The 17,710-nt window shown below is 47.4% G+C and carries 26 protein-coding genes and 1 rRNA gene; 25 read left to right on the top strand and 2 right to left on the bottom strand.

All coding sequences use genetic code 11. The features are described 5' to 3' along the window. The first annotated feature begins 55 nt into the window (after window positions 1-55). The 21 genes from rplR to AC0YNZ_RS28190 all read left to right on the top strand — a co-directional run bounded on the left by rplR (window position 56) and on the right by AC0YNZ_RS28190 (window position 13,780). Window positions 56-424, top strand: coding sequence for a 50S ribosomal protein L18 (gene rplR, locus AC0YNZ_RS28290; RefSeq protein ID WP_475829769.1), 369 nt, complete (start codon window positions 56-58; stop codon window positions 422-424). A gap of 30 nt (window positions 425-454) precedes the next feature. Further along, window positions 455-952, top strand: coding sequence for a 30S ribosomal protein S5 (rpsE, locus tag AC0YNZ_RS28285; protein ID WP_053373912.1), 498 nt, complete (start codon window positions 455-457; stop codon window positions 950-952). Window positions 953-965: 13 nt separating this feature from the next. After that, complete coding sequence (gene rpmD / locus AC0YNZ_RS28280) at window positions 966-1,145, top strand: 50S ribosomal protein L30 (protein ID WP_056635953.1); 180 nt, start codon at window positions 966-968, stop codon at window positions 1,143-1,145. Window positions 1,146-1,189: 44 nt separating this feature from the next. Further along, a complete protein-coding gene (gene rplO, locus AC0YNZ_RS28275; RefSeq protein WP_475829768.1) occupies window positions 1,190-1,630 on the top strand; it encodes a 50S ribosomal protein L15 in 441 nt (146 codons plus the stop codon). Next, window positions 1,631-2,932, top strand: coding sequence for a preprotein translocase subunit SecY (secY, locus tag AC0YNZ_RS28270; protein WP_475829767.1), 1,302 nt, complete (start codon window positions 1,631-1,633; stop codon window positions 2,930-2,932). It abuts the gene before it with no gap. 91 nt (window positions 2,933-3,023) lie between these two features. Beyond that, the gene (locus AC0YNZ_RS28265; RefSeq protein WP_110773996.1) at window positions 3,024-3,674 is read left to right on the top strand and encodes an adenylate kinase; all 651 of its coding nucleotides are present in this window, start codon (window positions 3,024-3,026) and stop codon (window positions 3,672-3,674) included. Then, on the top strand, window positions 3,674-4,432 hold the full coding sequence (gene map / locus AC0YNZ_RS28260; protein ID WP_475829766.1) for a type I methionyl aminopeptidase: 759 nt from the start codon (window positions 3,674-3,676) through the stop codon (window positions 4,430-4,432). Before AC0YNZ_RS28265 ends, map begins: the two co-directional genes overlap by 1 nt. Window positions 4,433-4,440: 8 nt before the next feature. Continuing rightward, window positions 4,441-4,722, top strand: coding sequence for a KOW domain-containing RNA-binding protein (locus AC0YNZ_RS28255; protein ID WP_110774012.1), 282 nt, complete (start codon window positions 4,441-4,443; stop codon window positions 4,720-4,722). A gap of 3 nt (window positions 4,723-4,725) precedes the next feature. After that, window positions 4,726-4,941 carry a translation initiation factor IF-1 gene (gene infA / locus AC0YNZ_RS28250; protein ID WP_053373919.1) on the top strand — a complete coding sequence of 72 codons (216 nt, stop codon included), beginning with the start codon at window positions 4,726-4,728 and terminating at the stop codon, window positions 4,939-4,941. A 44-nt stretch (window positions 4,942-4,985) separates the two neighbouring features. Then, a complete protein-coding gene (gene rpmJ, locus AC0YNZ_RS28245; RefSeq protein ID WP_003333770.1) occupies window positions 4,986-5,099 on the top strand; it encodes a 50S ribosomal protein L36 in 114 nt (37 codons plus the stop codon). A 19-nt stretch (window positions 5,100-5,118) separates the two neighbouring features. Then, window positions 5,119-5,487 (top strand): 30S ribosomal protein S13, encoded by a 369-nt coding sequence (gene rpsM, locus AC0YNZ_RS28240; protein ID WP_475829765.1) that lies wholly within the window; start codon window positions 5,119-5,121, stop codon window positions 5,485-5,487. 19 nt (window positions 5,488-5,506) lie between these two features. After that, a complete protein-coding gene (rpsK, locus tag AC0YNZ_RS28235) occupies window positions 5,507-5,902 on the top strand; it encodes a 30S ribosomal protein S11 (protein ID WP_053373921.1) in 396 nt (131 codons plus the stop codon). 127 nt (window positions 5,903-6,029) lie between these two features. After that, window positions 6,030-6,974: a DNA-directed RNA polymerase subunit alpha gene (locus tag AC0YNZ_RS28230; protein ID WP_110773999.1), complete on the top strand. Its 945-nt coding sequence runs from the start codon at window positions 6,030-6,032 to the stop codon at window positions 6,972-6,974. Between the two features lie 44 nt (window positions 6,975-7,018). Then, entirely contained in the window at window positions 7,019-7,384 is a 366-nt protein-coding gene (gene rplQ, locus AC0YNZ_RS28225) for a 50S ribosomal protein L17 (protein WP_110774000.1), read from the top strand. Window positions 7,385-7,764: 380 nt separating this feature from the next. Beyond that, window positions 7,765-8,517, top strand: a complete 753-nt coding sequence (gene truA / locus AC0YNZ_RS28220; protein WP_475829764.1) for a tRNA pseudouridine(38-40) synthase TruA — start codon at window positions 7,765-7,767, stop codon at window positions 8,515-8,517. Between the two features lie 182 nt (window positions 8,518-8,699). Beyond that, on the top strand, window positions 8,700-9,137 hold the full coding sequence (gene rplM, locus AC0YNZ_RS28215; RefSeq protein ID WP_110774002.1) for a 50S ribosomal protein L13: 438 nt from the start codon (window positions 8,700-8,702) through the stop codon (window positions 9,135-9,137). Window positions 9,138-9,157: 20 nt separating this feature from the next. Next, on the top strand, window positions 9,158-9,550 hold the full coding sequence (gene rpsI / locus AC0YNZ_RS28210) for a 30S ribosomal protein S9 (protein WP_475829763.1): 393 nt from the start codon (window positions 9,158-9,160) through the stop codon (window positions 9,548-9,550). Window positions 9,551-9,729: 179 nt separating this feature from the next. Beyond that, complete coding sequence (locus AC0YNZ_RS28205; protein WP_475829762.1) at window positions 9,730-10,425, top strand: phosphoadenylyl-sulfate reductase; 696 nt, start codon at window positions 9,730-9,732, stop codon at window positions 10,423-10,425. A 35-nt stretch (window positions 10,426-10,460) separates the two neighbouring features. Continuing rightward, entirely contained in the window at window positions 10,461-11,627 is a 1,167-nt protein-coding gene (gene sat / locus AC0YNZ_RS28200) for a sulfate adenylyltransferase (protein ID WP_475829761.1), read from the top strand. 131 nt (window positions 11,628-11,758) lie between these two features. Continuing rightward, on the top strand, window positions 11,759-12,547 hold the full coding sequence (cwlD, locus tag AC0YNZ_RS28195; protein ID WP_475829760.1) for an N-acetylmuramoyl-L-alanine amidase CwlD: 789 nt from the start codon (window positions 11,759-11,761) through the stop codon (window positions 12,545-12,547). A gap of 111 nt (window positions 12,548-12,658) precedes the next feature. Further along, a complete protein-coding gene (locus AC0YNZ_RS28190; protein ID WP_475829759.1) occupies window positions 12,659-13,780 on the top strand; it encodes an Mrp/NBP35 family ATP-binding protein in 1,122 nt (373 codons plus the stop codon). 123 nt (window positions 13,781-13,903) lie between these two features. On the opposite strand, the gene gerD is transcribed toward AC0YNZ_RS28190, so the two are convergent. Continuing rightward, entirely contained in the window at window positions 13,904-14,605 is a 702-nt protein-coding gene (gene gerD / locus AC0YNZ_RS28185) for a spore germination lipoprotein GerD (protein WP_475829758.1), read from the bottom strand. A gap of 208 nt (window positions 14,606-14,813) precedes the next feature. Here gerD and AC0YNZ_RS28180 point away from each other — a divergent pair, with 208 nt between their 5' ends. After that, window positions 14,814-15,437, top strand: a complete 624-nt coding sequence (locus AC0YNZ_RS28180; protein WP_475829757.1) for a KinB-signaling pathway activation protein — start codon at window positions 14,814-14,816, stop codon at window positions 15,435-15,437. Window position 15,438: 1 nt separating this feature from the next. On the opposite strand, the gene pdaB is transcribed toward AC0YNZ_RS28180, so the two are convergent. Next, entirely contained in the window at window positions 15,439-16,248 is an 810-nt protein-coding gene (gene pdaB / locus AC0YNZ_RS28175) for a polysaccharide deacetylase family sporulation protein PdaB (RefSeq protein WP_475829756.1), read from the bottom strand. Between the two features lie 208 nt (window positions 16,249-16,456). Between pdaB and AC0YNZ_RS28170 the strand changes: the two genes are divergently transcribed. The 3 genes from AC0YNZ_RS28170 to AC0YNZ_RS28160 form a co-directional block, all read left to right on the top strand. Continuing rightward, window positions 16,457-17,083 (top strand): stage II sporulation protein M, encoded by a 627-nt coding sequence (locus tag AC0YNZ_RS28170; RefSeq protein WP_475829755.1) that lies wholly within the window; start codon window positions 16,457-16,459, stop codon window positions 17,081-17,083. 125 nt (window positions 17,084-17,208) lie between these two features. Further along, complete coding sequence (locus AC0YNZ_RS28165; RefSeq protein WP_053373934.1) at window positions 17,209-17,430, top strand: hypothetical protein; 222 nt, start codon at window positions 17,209-17,211, stop codon at window positions 17,428-17,430. A 204-nt stretch (window positions 17,431-17,634) separates the two neighbouring features. Then, window positions 17,635-17,710, top strand: a 16S ribosomal RNA gene (locus AC0YNZ_RS28160); the annotation flags it as partial.

Genomic DNA, 17,710 nt, shown 5'->3' with positions numbered 1-17,710 from the left:
CAGATCGTTTGCTTAAGATAGCGTCTTAAGGCATAAGGAAAGGAGTGAACTTTGAATGATTACGAAAGGCGACAAAAACAAGGCTCGTCTAAAAAGACACCTTCGTGTTCGTAAAAAAATTAACGGTACAGCTGCACGTCCGCGTCTATCTGTATTCCGTTCCTCCAAGCATATGTACGCACAATTGATCGACGATGTTGCAGGCGTAACAATCGCTTCCGCGTCCACACAGGACAAAGAGTTGGTTGAAGCAATTGGCAACGGTGGTAACATCGATGCAGCTAGCAAAGTCGGCGAATTGATTGCGAAACGCGCTCAAGCTAAGGGTGTATCCCAAGTAGTATTTGACCGCGGCGGTTACTTGTATCACGGCAGAATTCAGGCGCTTGCTACCGCAGCTCGCGAAGCTGGCCTAGAATTCTAATCGACTTTATTTATAAGGAGGTTAAACGACTTGCGTGTAGATCCAAATACGTTAGAACTGACTGAAAAAGTTGTTAATATCAATCGCGTATCTAAAGTTGTAAAAGGCGGACGCCGTTTCAGCTTTAGTGCACTTGTAGTAGTCGGCGACGGTAAAGGCTACGTTGGCGCAGGGATCGGTAAAGCAGGCGAAGTACCTGATGCAATCCGCAAAGGTATCGAAGATGCTAAGAAAAACCTGATCCATGTTCCAATCGTAGGAACGACTATTCCTCACCTTGTTCTCGGACATTTCGGCGCAGGTGAAGTTCTTCTGAAACCAGCTTCCGAAGGTACTGGCGTTATCGCCGGCGGCCCGGTTCGTGCAGTTCTTGAACTTGCTGGTGTCGGCGACATCTTGACGAAATCGCTAGGTTCTTCGAATTCCATGAATATGGTTAACGCAACGCTTGAAGGTCTTTCCCGCCTTAAACGCGTGGAAGATGTTGCAAAGCTACGTGGAAAAACAGTCGAAGAGCTGCTACGCTAAGGAGGGAAATAAGATGGCAAAATTGCAAATCACCCTCGTTCGCAGTTTAATCGGCCGCAACGAGAAACAACGTGCAACGGTTGAATCTTTTGGTCTTAAAAAGATTCGTCAGGCAGTTGTTTTGAACGATAGCCCAGCTATCCGCGGCATGGTTAATACTGTTAGCCACTTGGTAAAAGTAGAAGAAGTATAAGATAGATGGTTGTTCCAAGAAATAAATAAGGAGGTGCACGAACGATGAAATTGCATGAGTTAGCACCAGCACCAGGCTCAACCCAAGCGCCTAAGCGCAAAGGTCGCGGTATCGGTTCCGGTAACGGTAAAACGGCCGGTAAAGGTCACAAAGGTCAAAACGCTCGTTCCGGCGGCGGCGTTCGTCCTGGTTTCGAGGGCGGACAAAACCCTTTGTATCGTCGAGTGCCGAAACGCGGATTCAATAACGCTTTCCGCAAAGAGTACGCAATTGTTAACATTGAAGAACTAAATGCGTTTGCAGCAGGTACTGAAGTCACTCCAGAAGTCCTTATCGAGACTGGGATCGTTAAGAACCCGCTCGCAGGAATCAAGATTTTGGGCAATGGTGAAGTTAGCGTTACACTTACTGTAAAAGCAAACAAGTTCTCTCAATCTGCGGTAGAGAAAATCCAGGCTGCCGGCGGTAAAACCGAGGTGATCTAATTGTTCAAGACCGTGTCCAATATCTGGAAAGTGGCGGATCTTCGTACAAGGATCCTCTTCACCCTTTTCATCCTACTAGTGTACCGTATCGGTTCCTTTATACCGGTACCTGGTGTAAACAAAGATGTGTTTAAGCAGGTTGATGCAGCCGGTGCGGATCTGTTCGGCTTGCTTAACACGTTTTCCGGCGGTGCTTTGTTCCAATTTTCCATTTTCGCAATCGGAATTACTCCTTACATTACAGCGTCGATTATCGTACAGCTGTTATCGATGGATGTTATTCCTAAATTTGCGGAATGGGCGAAGGAAGGCGAGAACGGTAAACGTAAACTCGCACAAATCACCCGTTATGGAACGATTGTTCTTGGTTTGATCCAAGGCTTTGCAACAGCAATCGGCTTTAACCGTCAATACGGTTACGAGATGGTTGTTGGAGCAACATTCGTTGACTACTTACTCATTGCAATCATCTTGACTGCAGGTACTGCTTTCTTGATGTGGCTCGGTGAGCAAATTACGGAAAAAGGAATTGGAAATGGTATTTCCATTCTTATCTTTGCAGCAATTGCAGCTGGTATTCCTGGACACATTCGTACGATCGTCGAAGATCAGTTCGTAGGTGCCCAAGATCAACTGTTCTTGAACATCATCAAAATGGTACTGATTCTGATTGCGATCATCGCGATCATTGTTGGTGTTATATTCGTACAACAAGGTATTCGTAAAATTCCTGTTCAATACGCTAAACGTGTTGTTGGACGGAAAATGTACGGCGGACAATCGACGCACATTCCGATGAAAGTGAACGGCGCTGGCGTTATCCCGGTCATTTTCGCGGTATCACTTATCATGTTCCCGATTACGATTGCACAGTTCTGGTCTACTCAGGCCTGGGCAAAATGGATTATTGACAATATGAACTATGACAGACCGCTTGGTATGGTATTGTACGTATTGTTAATTATCGGTTTTACCTTCTTTTACACTTTCGTGCAAATTAATCCGGTGCAAATGGCTGATCAGATGAAGAAAAACGGTGGATACATTCCAGGTATTCGTCCAGGCAAACCGACCTCGTCATACCTAACACGCGTTATGTCGCGTATTACGTTGACAGGTGCGATCTTCCTGGCTGTCATCTCTGTTCTTCCAGTGTTCTTCGGATCACTTGCTGGATTACCGCGCTCAGTGCAGCTAGGCGGCACTTCGTTGCTCATCGTTATCGGTGTTGCACTGGATACGATGAAGCAAATTGAGAGCCAGTTGATCAAACGCCATTACAAAGGGTTTATCAATAAATAACAATAGGTTCTGACCGGGCTTCCGCGTTCGTCAACTTGCGCTCTGCGGTAGCCCGCCCGAGCCTATTGTGCTTAAAGCGAGGAACTCAGCAATGAACATTTTATTCATGGGCCCTCCGGGAGCCGGTAAAGGTACACAAGCTGAACGGATCGTTGAAGAGTTCGGTATTCCGCATATTTCCACTGGCGATGCTTTCCGCCTCGCGATGAAACAAGGAACTGCACTCGGAATCAAAGCGAAGGAGTATGTCGACAAAGGCCTGCTCGTTCCCGATGAGATCACGAACGGTATTGTGAAAGAAAGACTTGAAGCAGACGATTGCAAAAATGGATTTCTACTCGACGGGTTTCCACGGACATTGCAGCAAGCTGAAGCGCTTGATGTTATGCTTTCGGAACTCGGCCGCAGTATCGACCATGTTGTAAATTTAAAGGTTGACCGCAGTTTGCTGCTTGCCCGCTTGACGGGAAGACGCATATCTAGAACGACAGGTACGACTTATCATGTAATCTTTAACCCACCTAAGGTCGAAGGTATTTGCGACAAGGACGGCGGGGAATTGTATCAGCGTTCTGATGATACAGAGGAAAAGGTAGGAACTCGTTTGGATGAATATACGTCCAAAACAGCGCCTTTACTCGATTACTACAATGCTAAAGGTCTCCTTCGCGAAGTCGACGGCGAGAAGGACATTGATGTTGTAACATCCGACATCGTTTCCTGCTTGCGAGGTTCATTGTAATGATTATTTGCAAATCCGATTCGGAGCTGCGATATATGAGGGAAGCTGGACGCATTGTTGCGGAAACGCATCGATTGATGTCGCAGGCTGTGAAACCAGGCATCACGACCCGTGAGCTTGACCAAATCGCTGAAGCGTACATTAAGAGTCAAAATGCGATTCCTTCCTTCAAAGGTTACAATGGTTTCCCTTCCAGCATTTGCGCTTCTGTGAATGACGAGCTGGTGCACGGCTTCCCAGGTTCACGCAAGTTGAACGAAGGCGATATAATTAGTATCGATATCGGTGCGCAGTTTGAAGGCTATCATGGCGACTCGGCTTGGACCTATGCGGTTGGAGCAGTGACCCCTGAAGTGCAAAAGCTGCTTGACGTGACGGAGGCATCGCTATATGCAGGTCTTGCTCTCGTCAAACCAGATATTAGACTATATACAATTTCGCATGCTATTCAGAAGGTAATTGAAGATGCAGGATTTTCCGTAGTAAGGGAATACGTAGGGCACGGAATCGGCGCGGACCTCCATGAGGAACCACAAATACCGAACTACGGCATACCGGACCGCGGGCCTCGTCTAAAGACCGGAATGGTGCTTGCAATCGAACCAATGGTTAATATCGGTGAACGATATGTCCGTACGCTAGAAGACAATTGGACGGTTGTAACGGAAGACGGCTCATGGTGCGCTCATTTCGAGCACACGGTAGCTGTTACAGAGGACGGCTTTGAAATATTGACCATTCTGCCGCAGCAGCCATAAGCATGATGATGGATGCTCGTCCCCAGATTGGTCAGTTCGTCAAAGTACTTCGCGGTAAGGATGAGGAAAGCTATGCCGTTATCCTAGCAATTATCGATGATCGATTCGTCATGATTGCTGACGGCCATAAGCGCCGATTCGATCAGCCGAAGAAAAAGAACGTTCTACATCTCGAGTTACAGCCTGCAATTAGTCCGGAGGTTTCAAGCAGCTTGCAAGAAACCGGCAGGGTGACCAATGCAAAGTTACGTTATGCAATTCAGAAGTTCGCACATGCGAAAGGAGAATGACGGTTGGCTAAGGAAGACATCATTGAGGTCGAAGGTACGGTTATAGAGCCGTTGCCGAATGCCACGTTCAAGGTGGAGCTGGAGAACGGTCATCAAATTCTCGCACATGTTTCCGGTAAGCTCAGAATGCACTTTATCCGCATCCTGACAGGAGACAAGGTGGTTATACAGTTATCGCCTTATGATTTATCAAAAGGGCGCATCACCTATCGTAAGTAAGCTGTGCAGCAGCTTGCTCACGAAAGATTCGGGAGGTAATCACAATGAAGGTTAGACCTTCGGTAAAGCCGATCTGCGAAAAATGCAAAGTCATTCGTCGCAAAGGCAACGTTATGGTGATTTGTGAAAATCCGAAACACAAACAAAAACAAGGATAGAAGGAGGGGAATATAGCCTATGGCACGTATAGCTGGTGTAGACTTGCCGCGTGATAAACGCGTCGAAATCGCCCTGACATACATTTTCGGTATCGGCAAAACAACGTCGCAAAAACTTTTGAATGCAGCTGAAGTTAACTTCGACACTCGTGTTCGCGATTTGACAGAAGACGAATTGGCTCGCCTGCGCGAAGCAATTGACAAATCTGTTAAAGTAGAAGGCGACTTGCGTCGTGAAATTTCACTTAACATTAAGCGTCTGACTGAAATCGGATGCTACCGTGGTCTTCGTCACCGTCGCGGCTTGCCTGTTCGCGGTCAACGCACGAAAACGAATGCACGTACGCGTAAAGGTCCTCGTCGGACTGTAGCTAACAAGAAGAAATAAGAAGGGAGGATAATGGACAATGGCTAAACCAAAAAAAGTCGTTCGTACGAAACGTCGCGACCGGAAAAATATTGAGACTGGCGTTGCGCATATTCGCTCGACTTTCAACAATACGATCGTTACGATCACGGATCCGCACGGTAATGCGATTTCATGGGCAAGCTCCGGTAACATGGGCTTCAAAGGCTCACGTAAGAGCACGCCTTTCGCAGCTCAAATGGCTGCTGAAACTGCTGCGAAAGCAGCAATGGAGCATGGCATGAGAACTGTCGAAGTGATGGTAAAAGGACCAGGCGCTGGCCGTGAAGCTGCGATTCGTTCGCTTCAAGCTGCTGGATTGGAAGTTAACCTCATTAAAGACGTAACACCAGTTCCTCACAACGGATGCCGTCCGCCGAAACGTCGTCGCGTATAGTTGGATCCGATGTGGTATCAAATAACAACAACTTGTGAATAATGGTTGTGAAGGTTTGGCATACTACAAGATTTGACTTAAACTAACGTTAGGATAACGGAGCGACGTTTTAAGGAGGATAATATTAGTGATTGAGATCGAAAAGCCGAAAATCGAGACCGTAGAACTGAATGATGAGGGAACTTACGGACGTTTTGTCGTCGAGCCGCTTGAACGCGGTTATGGCACGACGCTTGGAAATTCGCTTCGCCGAATTTTGTTGTCGTCGTTGCCGGGTGCAGCAGTAACCTCGGTTCAAATCGATGGAGTGCTTCACGAGTTCTCTACGGTTCCCGGAGTGATTGAGGATGTTACCGAGATCATTTTGAACCTGAAGGGCCTCTCGTTGAAAATCCACTCCGATGAAGAAAAGGTGTTGGAAATCGACGCGGATGGCGAAGGGAATGTTACAGCGGGCGACATTCGAGCGGACAGCGATGTCGAGATTTTAAGCCCTGATCTTCACATCGCAACCTTGGCCTCCGGCGCGCGGCTCCATATGCGGGTTTTTGCTAATCGGGGACGTGGTTACGTGCAAGCGGACCGCAACAAGAAGGACGAACAACCGATTGGGGTAATTCCCGTTGATTCGATATACACGCCAATTACTCGTGTAAATTACAGCGTAGAAAATACGCGTGTTGGTCAAGTAACGAACTACGACAAGCTAACGCTTGAAGTTTGGACTGACGGCAGTATTAGACCGGAAGAGGCAGTTAGCCTCGGCGCTAAAATTTTGACCGAGCATTTGGACTTGTTCGTTGGATTAACCGATGAAGCCAAAGACGCGGAAATTATGGTTGAGAAAGAAGAAGATAAGAAAGAGAAAGTTCTGGAGATGACGATCGAGGAACTTGATCTTTCCGTCCGTTCTTACAACTGCTTGAAGCGCGCTGGAATCAACACCGTTCAAGAACTGATCACGAAATCCGAAGAGGACATGATGAAGGTTCGTAACTTGGGCCGTAAATCACTCGAGGAAGTTCAAGAGAAGCTTGAAGAGCTCGGTTTGGGCCTTCGCATGGAAGAGTAGAAACCAACTAGTGTAGACAAAAGAGCAAGGGAGGGGAAAACAAGATGGCATATCAAAAATTGGGACGTGACGCTAGTGCGCGGAAAGCTTTGTTCCGTGACCTCGTTACTGACTTGTTCCTTTATGAGCGTATTCAAACGACTGAAGCAAAAGCGAAAGAAGTTCGTTCTATCGCTGAGAAGTTGATCACTAAAGCTAAGAAAGGTGATCTTTCTGCTCGTCGTCAAGTAGCTGCTTATGTGCGTCGCGAATCCGTTGACGGACAACAAGACGCTATTCAAAAGCTGTTCTCCGAACTGGCTAGCCGTTACTCGGAGCGCGCAGGCGGATACACGCGTATTCTAAAACTAGGACCCCGTCGCGGCGATGCTGCGCCTATGGTTTACCTGGAATTGGTTGACCGCGCGTAGTAGCAACATAATCGAAAAGGTATAAGCTTGTCCACAGCGTTAAACCTTGTCCAAGCTTATACGTAGAGAAAAGGGTGGACCCTTGCGGCCACCTTTTTTTATTTGCTGTTCAGTGTTGCTGCTTTAAAGCTGCCTGCTTGCAGGAGCTGATCCGTTCATTGTCCTGTTTACGGGTTCGTTTAACGCATAAGCGTGTCCACGAGGCCGTATAAGCGGCTGTAGTGGACGAAAGCGGCTGTTACAGGTAAAAGTGACCAGGGAGCGACAGATGAGCTTGTGCGGCACCTCCCAGGTGTCCAGAGGGCGGAAGTCCTCGAAGTCTTCTTTATTAAGGGGATGTAGGGGCTTAGGAATCCCTTTAGTTAAAGGGGGGGAACAGGTTGAGGAATATTTGCGTAAAGGTCAGCTACGACGGGGCCGGCTTCAACGGTTTTCAAACGCAGCCATACGGCAGAACGGTTCAGGGTGAAATAGAGAAGGCCATTAAGAAGCTTACGGGCGAGACGACCATTATTATCGGTTCGGGACGCACGGATGCGGGAGTGCACGCGCAGGGGCAGATGTTCAATTTCTATACGGAGTCTACGATTCCGACGGAAAGATGGGCGATCGCGCTTAATACGCGATTACCGAAGGACATCGTCATCATTGAAGCATTCGATGTGCCGGAGCATTTTCATGCGAGAAGATCCGCCAAACGCAAAACGTATCGCTATACGATAGATACCGGAAAGTTTCCTGACGTATTTGGACGACAGTACCGCTTTCATCATCCGACGCCGCTTGATGTTGAGGCGATGCGGGAGGGGTTACGCTTCCTTATTGGCGAGCATGACTTTACCTCGTTTACATCGATACATTCAACCAAGCCTCATCATATTCGCACGATCTATGAAGCAGACTTTGTGCAGGAAGGCCCGATCGTGCATATGTACGTGACAGGCAACGGTTTTTTGTACAATATGGTTCGAGTTATTATGGGAACATTACTATGGGTTGGCGAAGGAAAATTGGCATCGTCTGAGATAAAAAGCATACTCGAGGGGCGAAATCGCTCTCTCGCAGGTCCTACGGCAATGCCGCATGGATTGATGCTGATAGATGTTGACTATTCCGGCGAAAAACAGGAATAAACCACTATAAATTACTTGCACTTAAACATACTTTATAGTAGAATATAACTTGTGCTTTCGAAGTGGCTAACCCACAGCCCCGACTGAGATCGTCACAAACTTGGCAATCAACAATGAATAAACAAACCAACGTTTACGTTGTTATAAAAAAGATTAATGTATGAAATTAAGGAGGATCATCCATGCGTACCACCTATATGGCTAAATCAACTGAAGTTGATCGTAAATGGTTCGTCGTTGATGCGGAAGGCAAAACGCTTGGCCGTTTGGCGAGTGAAGTAGCTGCCCTGATCCGCGGCAAACACAAACCGACATTTACGCCACATGTTGATACAGGCGATTTCGTTGTTGTTATCAACGCTGAAAAAATCCATCTGACAGGTAAAAAAATGTCAGACAAAATTTACTACCGTCACTCCATGTACTCCGGTGGCTTGAAAGCTACTCCGGCACAAGAGATGATCCAAAACAAGCCAGAGCGCGTAATCGAACTGGCTGTACACGGCATGTTGCCTAAGAACCGTCTTGGCGACAAAATGAAGCTTAAACTTAAAGTATACGCAGGTGCGGAACATCCACATCAAGCACAAAACCCTGAAGTTTACGAACTTCGCGGGTAATAAAGAGGAGGACAAGTTTCATGGCTCAAGTGCAATACTATGGAACCGGTCGTCGTAAACACTCTGTTGCACGTGTACGTCTTGTGCCGGGTGAAGGACGAATCATTATTAACAAACGCGACCTTAATGAATATTTCGGTTTGGAAACGCTGAAACTGATCGTAAAACAACCGCTTAACCTTACTGATACATTGTCGAAATACGATGTGCTTGTAATCGCTAACGGCGGCGGTATGTCCGGTCAAGCAGGCGCTATCCGTCACGGTATTTCCCGTGCTCTGCTTAAAGCAGACCCTGAATCCCGTCCGGCTCTAAAACGTGCAGGCTTCCTGACACGTGATCCGCGTATGAAAGAACGTAAAAAATACGGTCTTAAAGCGGCTCGTCGCGCTCCACAATTCTCGAAACGTTAATATGTATACGACAAATACCTTCTCTGGTTGGCAGAGAAGGTATTTTTTGTGTCAGAATTAAAAATTCCAAAAACTTTATTTCATTTTGGTGTAAACTTATTATTGAACATTGACCGCGCAGGACGTATAATTTTATTACAGACTAACTTACTAGGATTTAAAAACGGAGGGGTATAAACATGAACCTTTTTGAAAAAGAAGCACTCATCAAGCAAAAGGAAGTTGAGCTCGAGAACGCAACGCCGGAAGAAATTATCGCGTTTGCAGTTGAAACTTTCCCTAATATCACATTCGCATGCAGTTTCGGAGCAGAGGATGTCGTGCTAGTCGACATGCTGCAAAAAATCAGCCCGAAAACGGATATTTTCTATTTGGATACCGATTTTCATTTCAAGGAAACCTATGAGACGCGGGACCGTATGGCAGAGCGTTACCCGGGAATTCCTTTCGTTGAAGTAAAGCCTGAAATTACGCCCGAGGAGCAGGCAGCGCAGTTTGGCGAAGAGCTGTGGAAATCCGATGCGAACGCATGCTGCAACATCCGTAAGGTAAAGCCTTTGACTAATATTTTGTCCAAATATGAGGCTTGGATTACCGGTATCCGCCGCGATCAAGCTCCTACGCGTGCAAATTCCAAAAAAATTGAGTACGATACAAAATTCGGACTCGTCAAATTCAATCCAATTGCTCATTGGACAAGTGAAGATGTGTGGAATTACATCCGTGAGAATGATGTTATTTATAATCCGCTGCATGATCAAAACTACCCGAGCATCGGCTGCGAGCAATGCACGCGTAAAGTAATGCCAGGTGAAGATCCGCGTGCGGGTCGTTGGTCCGGGCAAGAAAAAACAGAATGCGGATTGCATAAATAAGCTGCTATAAGCAACTTTAGGAGGATATTACACAAATGAGTCAAATTCTACCGCACGGCGGCGTACTGGTTAACCGTGTCGCTACCGGCGAACAACGTGAAGCATTACTGGCTGAAGCAAAAGCATTGAAATCGATCACGATCAACACTTGGACCATTTCTGACCTTGATTTGATCGGCGTAGGCGCATTCTCTCCATTGACGGGCTTTATGAACGAAGCGGATTATCAATCGGTTGTAAAAGACATGCGTCTTGCGAACGGATTGGTATGGAGCATTCCGATTACGCTTGCCGTAGAAGAAGCGAAAGCAGCAGAATTTTCCGTTGGCGAGCGCGCGGCGCTAGTCGGTGAAGACGGCGTAGTTTACGCGGTTATCAATATCGACAGCATTTACACCGTTGATCATAAGATTGAAGCAGTCAACGTTTTCAAAACGGACGATCTGGAGCACCCGGGTGTTCAAAAGCTGTTTGCACGTTCGACGACAAACGTAGGCGGCGAAATTACGGTATTGAACCGTCCGCAGCCTGAGAAATTCGAAGAGTTTTATTTTGACCCGTCGGAAACCCGCCGTATTTTTGCAGAGAAGGGCTGGAAAACAATCGTTGGCTTCCAAACGCGTAATCCGGTTCATCGCGCGCATGAATACATTCAGAAGACGGCAATGGAAATCGTTGATGCGTTGTTCCTTAACCCGCTCGTCGGCGAAACGAAGTCGGATGACGTTCCTGCGAACGTACGGATGAAGAGCTACCTTGCATTGCTTGACAACTACTATCCGAAAGATCGTGTATTCCTTGGCGTTTTCCCGGCTGCTATGCGATATGCTGGACCTCGTGAAGCGATTTTCCACGCGCTTGTCCGCAAAAACTATGGCTGTTCGCACTTTATCGTTGGCCGCGATCACGCTGGCGTAGGCGACTACTACGGTACTTACGAAGCGCAGGATCTGCTCAAAACGATTCCGGCAGCAGATCTTGGTATTACACCGCTCTTCTTCGAACACAGCTTCTTCTGCACGAAGTGCGGCAACATGGCAACATCGAAAACATGTCCGCATGACAAGGAGCATCACTTGACGTTGTCGGGTACGAAGGTTCGCGCATTGCTGCGTGACGGCGTTTGCCCGCCGCCTGAGTTCTCCCGCCCAGAGGTTGCTAAAATTCTTATCGAAGGTATGTCCGAGCAGCCGGTAGGCTAATTCAAATACTTTCTTACAGGATTGTCTCATAAACGACCATCTCGTCCCATATAAATGAAAGTGTGCCTTTGGCTTATTTAGAGCCAAGTGATGCCGCTTATTCATTTGATGGAGAACGGGGTGGTTTTTTTATGCGCCGAATCGGCCGGCATGTAGTCATTTGGTTAACGTATAAAGGAGTAATCCGAATCGGAGTCGGACTGCTCGTAGTTGTATTGACTGGCTTGGTGCTCACCCATTCGATGCCATCGACAAAAACGTGGTCCTATTGGACGCTGCCATTGTCCGGGAAGACGATCGCGATTGATGCCGGTCATGGCGGAGTGGATGGAGGCGCGGTCAGCAAGCAGGGGGTTATTGAAAAGGATTTGAATTTGGCCATAGCGCTTTATTTACGCGATTATTTGCAGCAGGCTGGGGCAATCGTTGTCATGACGAGAGAAGGCGACTACGATCTCGCTACGGGTGACGCTAGGGCTTACAGCAAGCGCAAGACGGAAGATTTGAAGCGGAGAGTCGCGGTTATTAAGGAAAGCAAACCGGCAGCCGTTATAAGCATACATATGAACAGCATACCACAGGCCAAGTGGTCAGGCGCTCAAACCTTCTTTCACCCCGAGAACCATCCGGATAACCGGATTCTCGCTACCTTCATACAAGATGAGATTAAGCGCAATTTGGAAAATACGACCCGGGTAGCCGCGACGGTCAAGGATGTGTATGTGCTGAAGGCGATTGACAATATACCGGCGGCTTTGGTTGAAGTCGGCTTTTTGTCTAATCCGGGCGAATCTCAGCGGCTAGCTGATGCCGAGTACCAAAGACAGGTTGCCGCATCGATATATAATGGCGTATTGAGATATACAGCAGGGGAGAAGCTGAGCGGCAGCATGATGCAGGATGAAATGACGACAAAGTAAACAGTCATTCGAAAAGCGGAGCGGCTTGTCAGCGAATGACTTGGTTCACCGGTTTACTGTGCTATAATGTCAATTAAATAGCATTGATTACATAAAGGTGGGACATATACTATGTTGACACGCGAGCAAGTGATAGAGGCCGTCGAATCCGTGACGGCGCAGCACAAGGCGGATGAGATAACCATCCGCGATGTAATGGTTCGGGACCGTCAAGTTTCGATGACGGTCCTTGGGGCTAGCGCGGCTGCGCAGCCCGCGCTGGAAGCCTCGCTCCGCGAGGCTCTGGCGCGCCTGGGCAGCGAAACCGTGCACTTCCGGTTTCGGGCCGAGGCAGCGCCAGCCGCGGGCGCAGGCGCGTCTACGCCGCCGCCTGCGGCAGCTAAAGCGGCGGCCGCGGCTAGCGCCGGCGCCGGCAAGGCTGACGGCCCCGCGCCCGTACAGGGCCACGGGGCGGGCCTTGCCAATCCGCTGCTGGACCCTCGCAGCGGTGTGCAGTTCATCGCCGTCGCCAGCGGTAAAGGCGGCGTCGGCAAATCGACGGTGACCGTCAATTTGGCGGTCGCCTTAGCCCGCAGGGGCAAGCGCGTCGGCATTATCGATGCCGACATCTACGGCTTCAGCGTACCCGATATGATGGGAATCGAGGAACGCCCGGAAGTGGTGAATGAACGGGTAATCCCGATCGAGAAGTTCGGCGTAAAGGTCATGTCGATGGGGTTCTTCGTCGAAGACAACAGCCCGATCGTATGGCGCGGACCGATGCTCGGCAAAATGCTGCGCAACTTTTTCCAAGAGATCGAATGGGGCGAGCTTGACTACTTGCTGCTTGATCTGCCGCCGGGAACGGGAGACGTCGCGCTGGACGTACACCAGATCATTCCGCAAAGCAAAGAAATTATCGTAACAACGCCGCATGCCACGGCTGCTTTTGTAGCGGCAAGGGCAGGCGCTATGGCAATCAAGACCGAGCATGAGATTATCGGAATCGTCGAAAACATGTCCTATTATGTGTCCACGTCATCCGGTGAGAAGGAATATGTATTTGGCCGCGGTGGAGGCGCTCGCCTTGCAGAGACGCTTCACGCGGACCTGCTCGCGCAAATTCCGCTAGGCGCGCCCGACAACCATGTGTCTGAGCCTGACTTTGCACCTTCCGTCTATAAAGAGGATACTGAAACAGGTAAGCTTTACTTGGAATTGGCGGATCGCGTCCTAAGCAAATGCGACGGCTAATGACTGAGTAATAACAGCATAGGGATCTAACAGTAAGAAGCCCGAACGATTGTCCGCGGCAGCATACAGCGCTGCTTTAGCGGACAATCTGTTCAGGCTTTTTTTGCTCTATTGTTAAACGAGCTACATGCCGGAATCGCTTTGTTCCTGATCTCCGCTGGAATCATCGCCCTGATCTGATCCATCATCCGATTGCTGTTCATCCCCGCCGGATTCGTCTTTCTTCTTATCGACCTTCTCGGTAGGATTCGGTTTAAGTTCCTCCTGAACCGCTTTTTTCATCAGTTCAAGTACTTCTAGCCTAAATAACGGATTTTGCATGGATTCCTGCATAAGAGACATGACTTGCTTGCGGTATTGCGTGCTTTGCAACACCTCGAGAATCATCTTATCCATTTCCGGGTTTTTCATCACCTTGATTAATTCAGCTTGATACGAGGGATCTTTTATCAATTCTTTGTGAATTTCTTTATTTTGCTTGTTAACAGCTTTTGCAAATTCCCCCGCGAAACGGGGATCGACCATGAGCTTCTTAATGACCTTATCGTATTGAGGAGACACAAGCACATCCTTGACCGCGATACGTACTTCCTCCTGATCCTGCACCGATAACAGCTTTGATGTCTGACCGGTGTAGCCGGACATTTGCTGCGACGACTCCTGTAAAGCCTTTTGAGCGTCTTCCGTCTTAAGAATATCAATAACCATCGATTTTAAATCCTTATAGCTGACCTGCTCATTTCCACCTGACGACTCGGCACCGCAGCTTGTAAGCACAAACATCAATGCTGAGATTACCGACAATAAAGCCCACCTTCTACGCATTCTTCGCATGCTCCCTTCTATGTCAGTGCTGCTGTATTCCATGAGGATTAACAAATCGTTCTATAAGTGATGAATCATGATCTTATTATGCTCATTGTTCACCGTATTATCATGGAGAGCCGTTAGCTTTTTGTTGTGAACGTGGTAAAATAAAGGGTAATGCGGAAGCAATTTATCGCCGCTATCGGTATTCAGGGGGATAATGAACGTGAATTTAAAAAAGTGGTTCTTTTTATTTTGGAGCGGCATGGCTGTCGGGGCGCTCGCTTGCGTGGTAACCGGGGCGGTCATGGCTTGGGTTGATCCGGAGTTCGGCTTTTTAGGTTTTAAAGCGGTCGGCTTTAATGCATTAATGATGGCGTTGGTCGGTTTAATGATCGGTGCCTTTAGTCAAATGGGCTTTTTCGCTTATTTAACTTTAAACTATATCGCCCTTAGCGTATTCGGCAAAAAATATTTGTGGAACGCCCTGCAGGGCTACACGACAGTATTCGCAGCTGTGGGACTTGGCTATTTGTTATACGAGCAGCGCATGAATAATTGGTTTTTCTGGACGCTGCCGTCCGTATTGCTCATTCTTTCCGCGGTTGTGTCATGGTTTAAGGTTAAGCAAACGAACAAATCAGCATTAGTTCCAACGATGTTTCTCATGTTTGTCATTACCTTTATTGAAGCATGGCCTGCGCTGCAGGGGGAAACGAATGTCTCCGCCATTATATTTATGATGGTTCCATTATTCGTTTGCAATGCGTACCAAATTATGATGATGCACCGCCTGGTCAAAAAAGAAAAAACCGACTCCGCAGGAATCGCTGCAAAGCCGGTCGTATAGCCTAGTAATCTAATTCGGCGGCATCGAGCTGCGGGAATGTAGACGTCGTCTTATCCTGCACAGCTTTGCCGTCGATTTCTGTTTGTGTGATCAGATCGGTTACAGTCACGAAATCGTAGCCTTTTTCACGGAGCTGGTCGATGACTACCGGCAAGGCTTCATGCGTTTGCTTAACGGAATCGCTTGCGTGGAACAAAATAATATCGCCAGGGTGGGCGCGCGTAACGACCCGGTTAATAATTTTGTCTGTGCCGATGTTCATCCAATCGAGTGAATCGGTATCCCATTGGATGACCTTATATTGAAGCTCTTCAGCAATACGCAGTACCCGTTTGTCAAAATCTCCGTTAGGAAGTCGGATCAAATTGGGTTGTTTTCCGGTCACATCGGATAAAATCGTATGTGCGGTCATTATTTGCTTGCGAATTTCTTCATCGCTAAGCTTGCTGTAATTATCATGCTTGTGGCCATGGCTGCCAATTTCATAACCGGCTTCTTGAATCTTTTTGACGATTTCGGGATGGGATTGGGTCCAAGGTGAGGATAAGAAGAAGGTAGCATGCTTAATATTCTTTTCTTTTAGCACATTAAGAATAGGCTCTGTACGTTTCTCGCCCCAGCTGATGTCAAAGGTAAGGGCAACAACCTTTTTGTCAGTGGGTACACTGTAGATGGCAGCGGGCTGCTGTGGAGCGAACACCGTGATGTTGTCCCGTTCGGCATAAATGATACCGATGGAAAATACAACCGCGATGGCAATCAGAAAATACCTTTTCAGCTTTCGTCCGTTCAAAACATAAAAAACGTTCATCGGGAAGGGCACTCCTCTCTAATGGAAGCTTGTACAAAGATAAGAAAGTATAAATCCGACCTTTATACTTCACTTATCTTTTTACCGCGAAACGAGCTTTTGCCTCCATGGAAGGCTGCAGTCATTTACGCTTGTAGTACAATCTATGCTCGTACAACAAAGATATTCATCCATGTTGAGAAACTTATATGCTACGGAGGAGAATAAAATGTTTAAATGGCGGTTGATTTGGGACCATTTCAAGCAAATGAATCCTTATATCGCGTTTGGCTCTATATTGTTTTTAGCAGGCATGGTCATCGGAGGCACGAACCCGGCGTTTAAATCATTTCTGCAAGAGCAGCTTCAGGGACTAGGGCAGCTCAAAGATATAATCGACAACTCAAGTAACCCAACTTTAATGATGATTAGTATTATTTTTCTGAATAACGCGATTAAATCCATACTGGTTATCTACTTAGGTGCTTTGTTCGGAATTCTGCCATTCCTTTTCCTTGTTGTGAACGGGATGCTGATCGGTTATTTGTTAAAGACGAGCGCTGAGCTGCATGGCGGCGGATATGTGATGGAGGTTATTTTAAAAGGGCTGCTGCCGCACGGTATCTTGGAAATTCCGGCCATTATTATAGCGTGCGCGTACGGCATGCGTTTTGGAGTGCTCGCGTTTAAAGCGGGAGGTTCCCTAATATTCGCTAGAACTTCGTCGGCCAGGTTAAGCGGCGAGCTTGAAAGCTTTGTTGTCCGCACCGTTCCAGTAATGGTTATTTTGACGATATTACTGCTTATTGCATCAGTTATCGAAAGCACAATTACAACATGGTTAATAGGAATGTAATAAATTTTCCAATATTTGAGCATAACAGTAAAGCAGTGTCGAAACGCATTAGCGTGAGACGTTGCTTTTTGTTCGTTATGAATGGTCTAGTTGCGCTTTACAACTAAAGGAGGTCACTCACGGCTATGCTCGGAATATTGTTCAACGATAAAGAATGCAAAGAACTCGACTACGTCCTTCGCAAAGAACTGGATGAAATGCTGCTTGACCTGAACGACTCCCGGTTAGATGGAGATATTAAGCAAGCAATCACTCGAAGATACAAAATCATCTTCCGAATGTATGCCCGTATTGCCTCCCCGAAAGAACTGTCGCGCTATGCGCTAAACGCACGTTCATACCGATAAATTTGGTTTTTAAAAAAACTTTTAAAAAGGGGTTGCATTTAATTGGGCCCCTGTGATATATTATTTCTTGTCGCCGCTGAGACAAACGCGAACGACACGAAAGAAAAGATTGTTCTTTGAAAACTGAACAACGAGTGAAACTGCCTCGCAAATCCTTCGGGATAAGCGGAAAAGCGATAAAAAGTAATGAGCAAGTCAAACACCAATTTGGAGAGTTTGATCCTGGCTCAGGACGAACGCTGGCGGCGTGCCTAATACATGCAAGTCGAGCGGATCTTGT

This window comes from Paenibacillus sp. J2L1-98 (assembly GCF_056269405.1).
The sequence above is the reverse complement of the archived record's forward strand: the minus strand, read 5'-3'. Positions and strand labels throughout refer to the sequence as shown.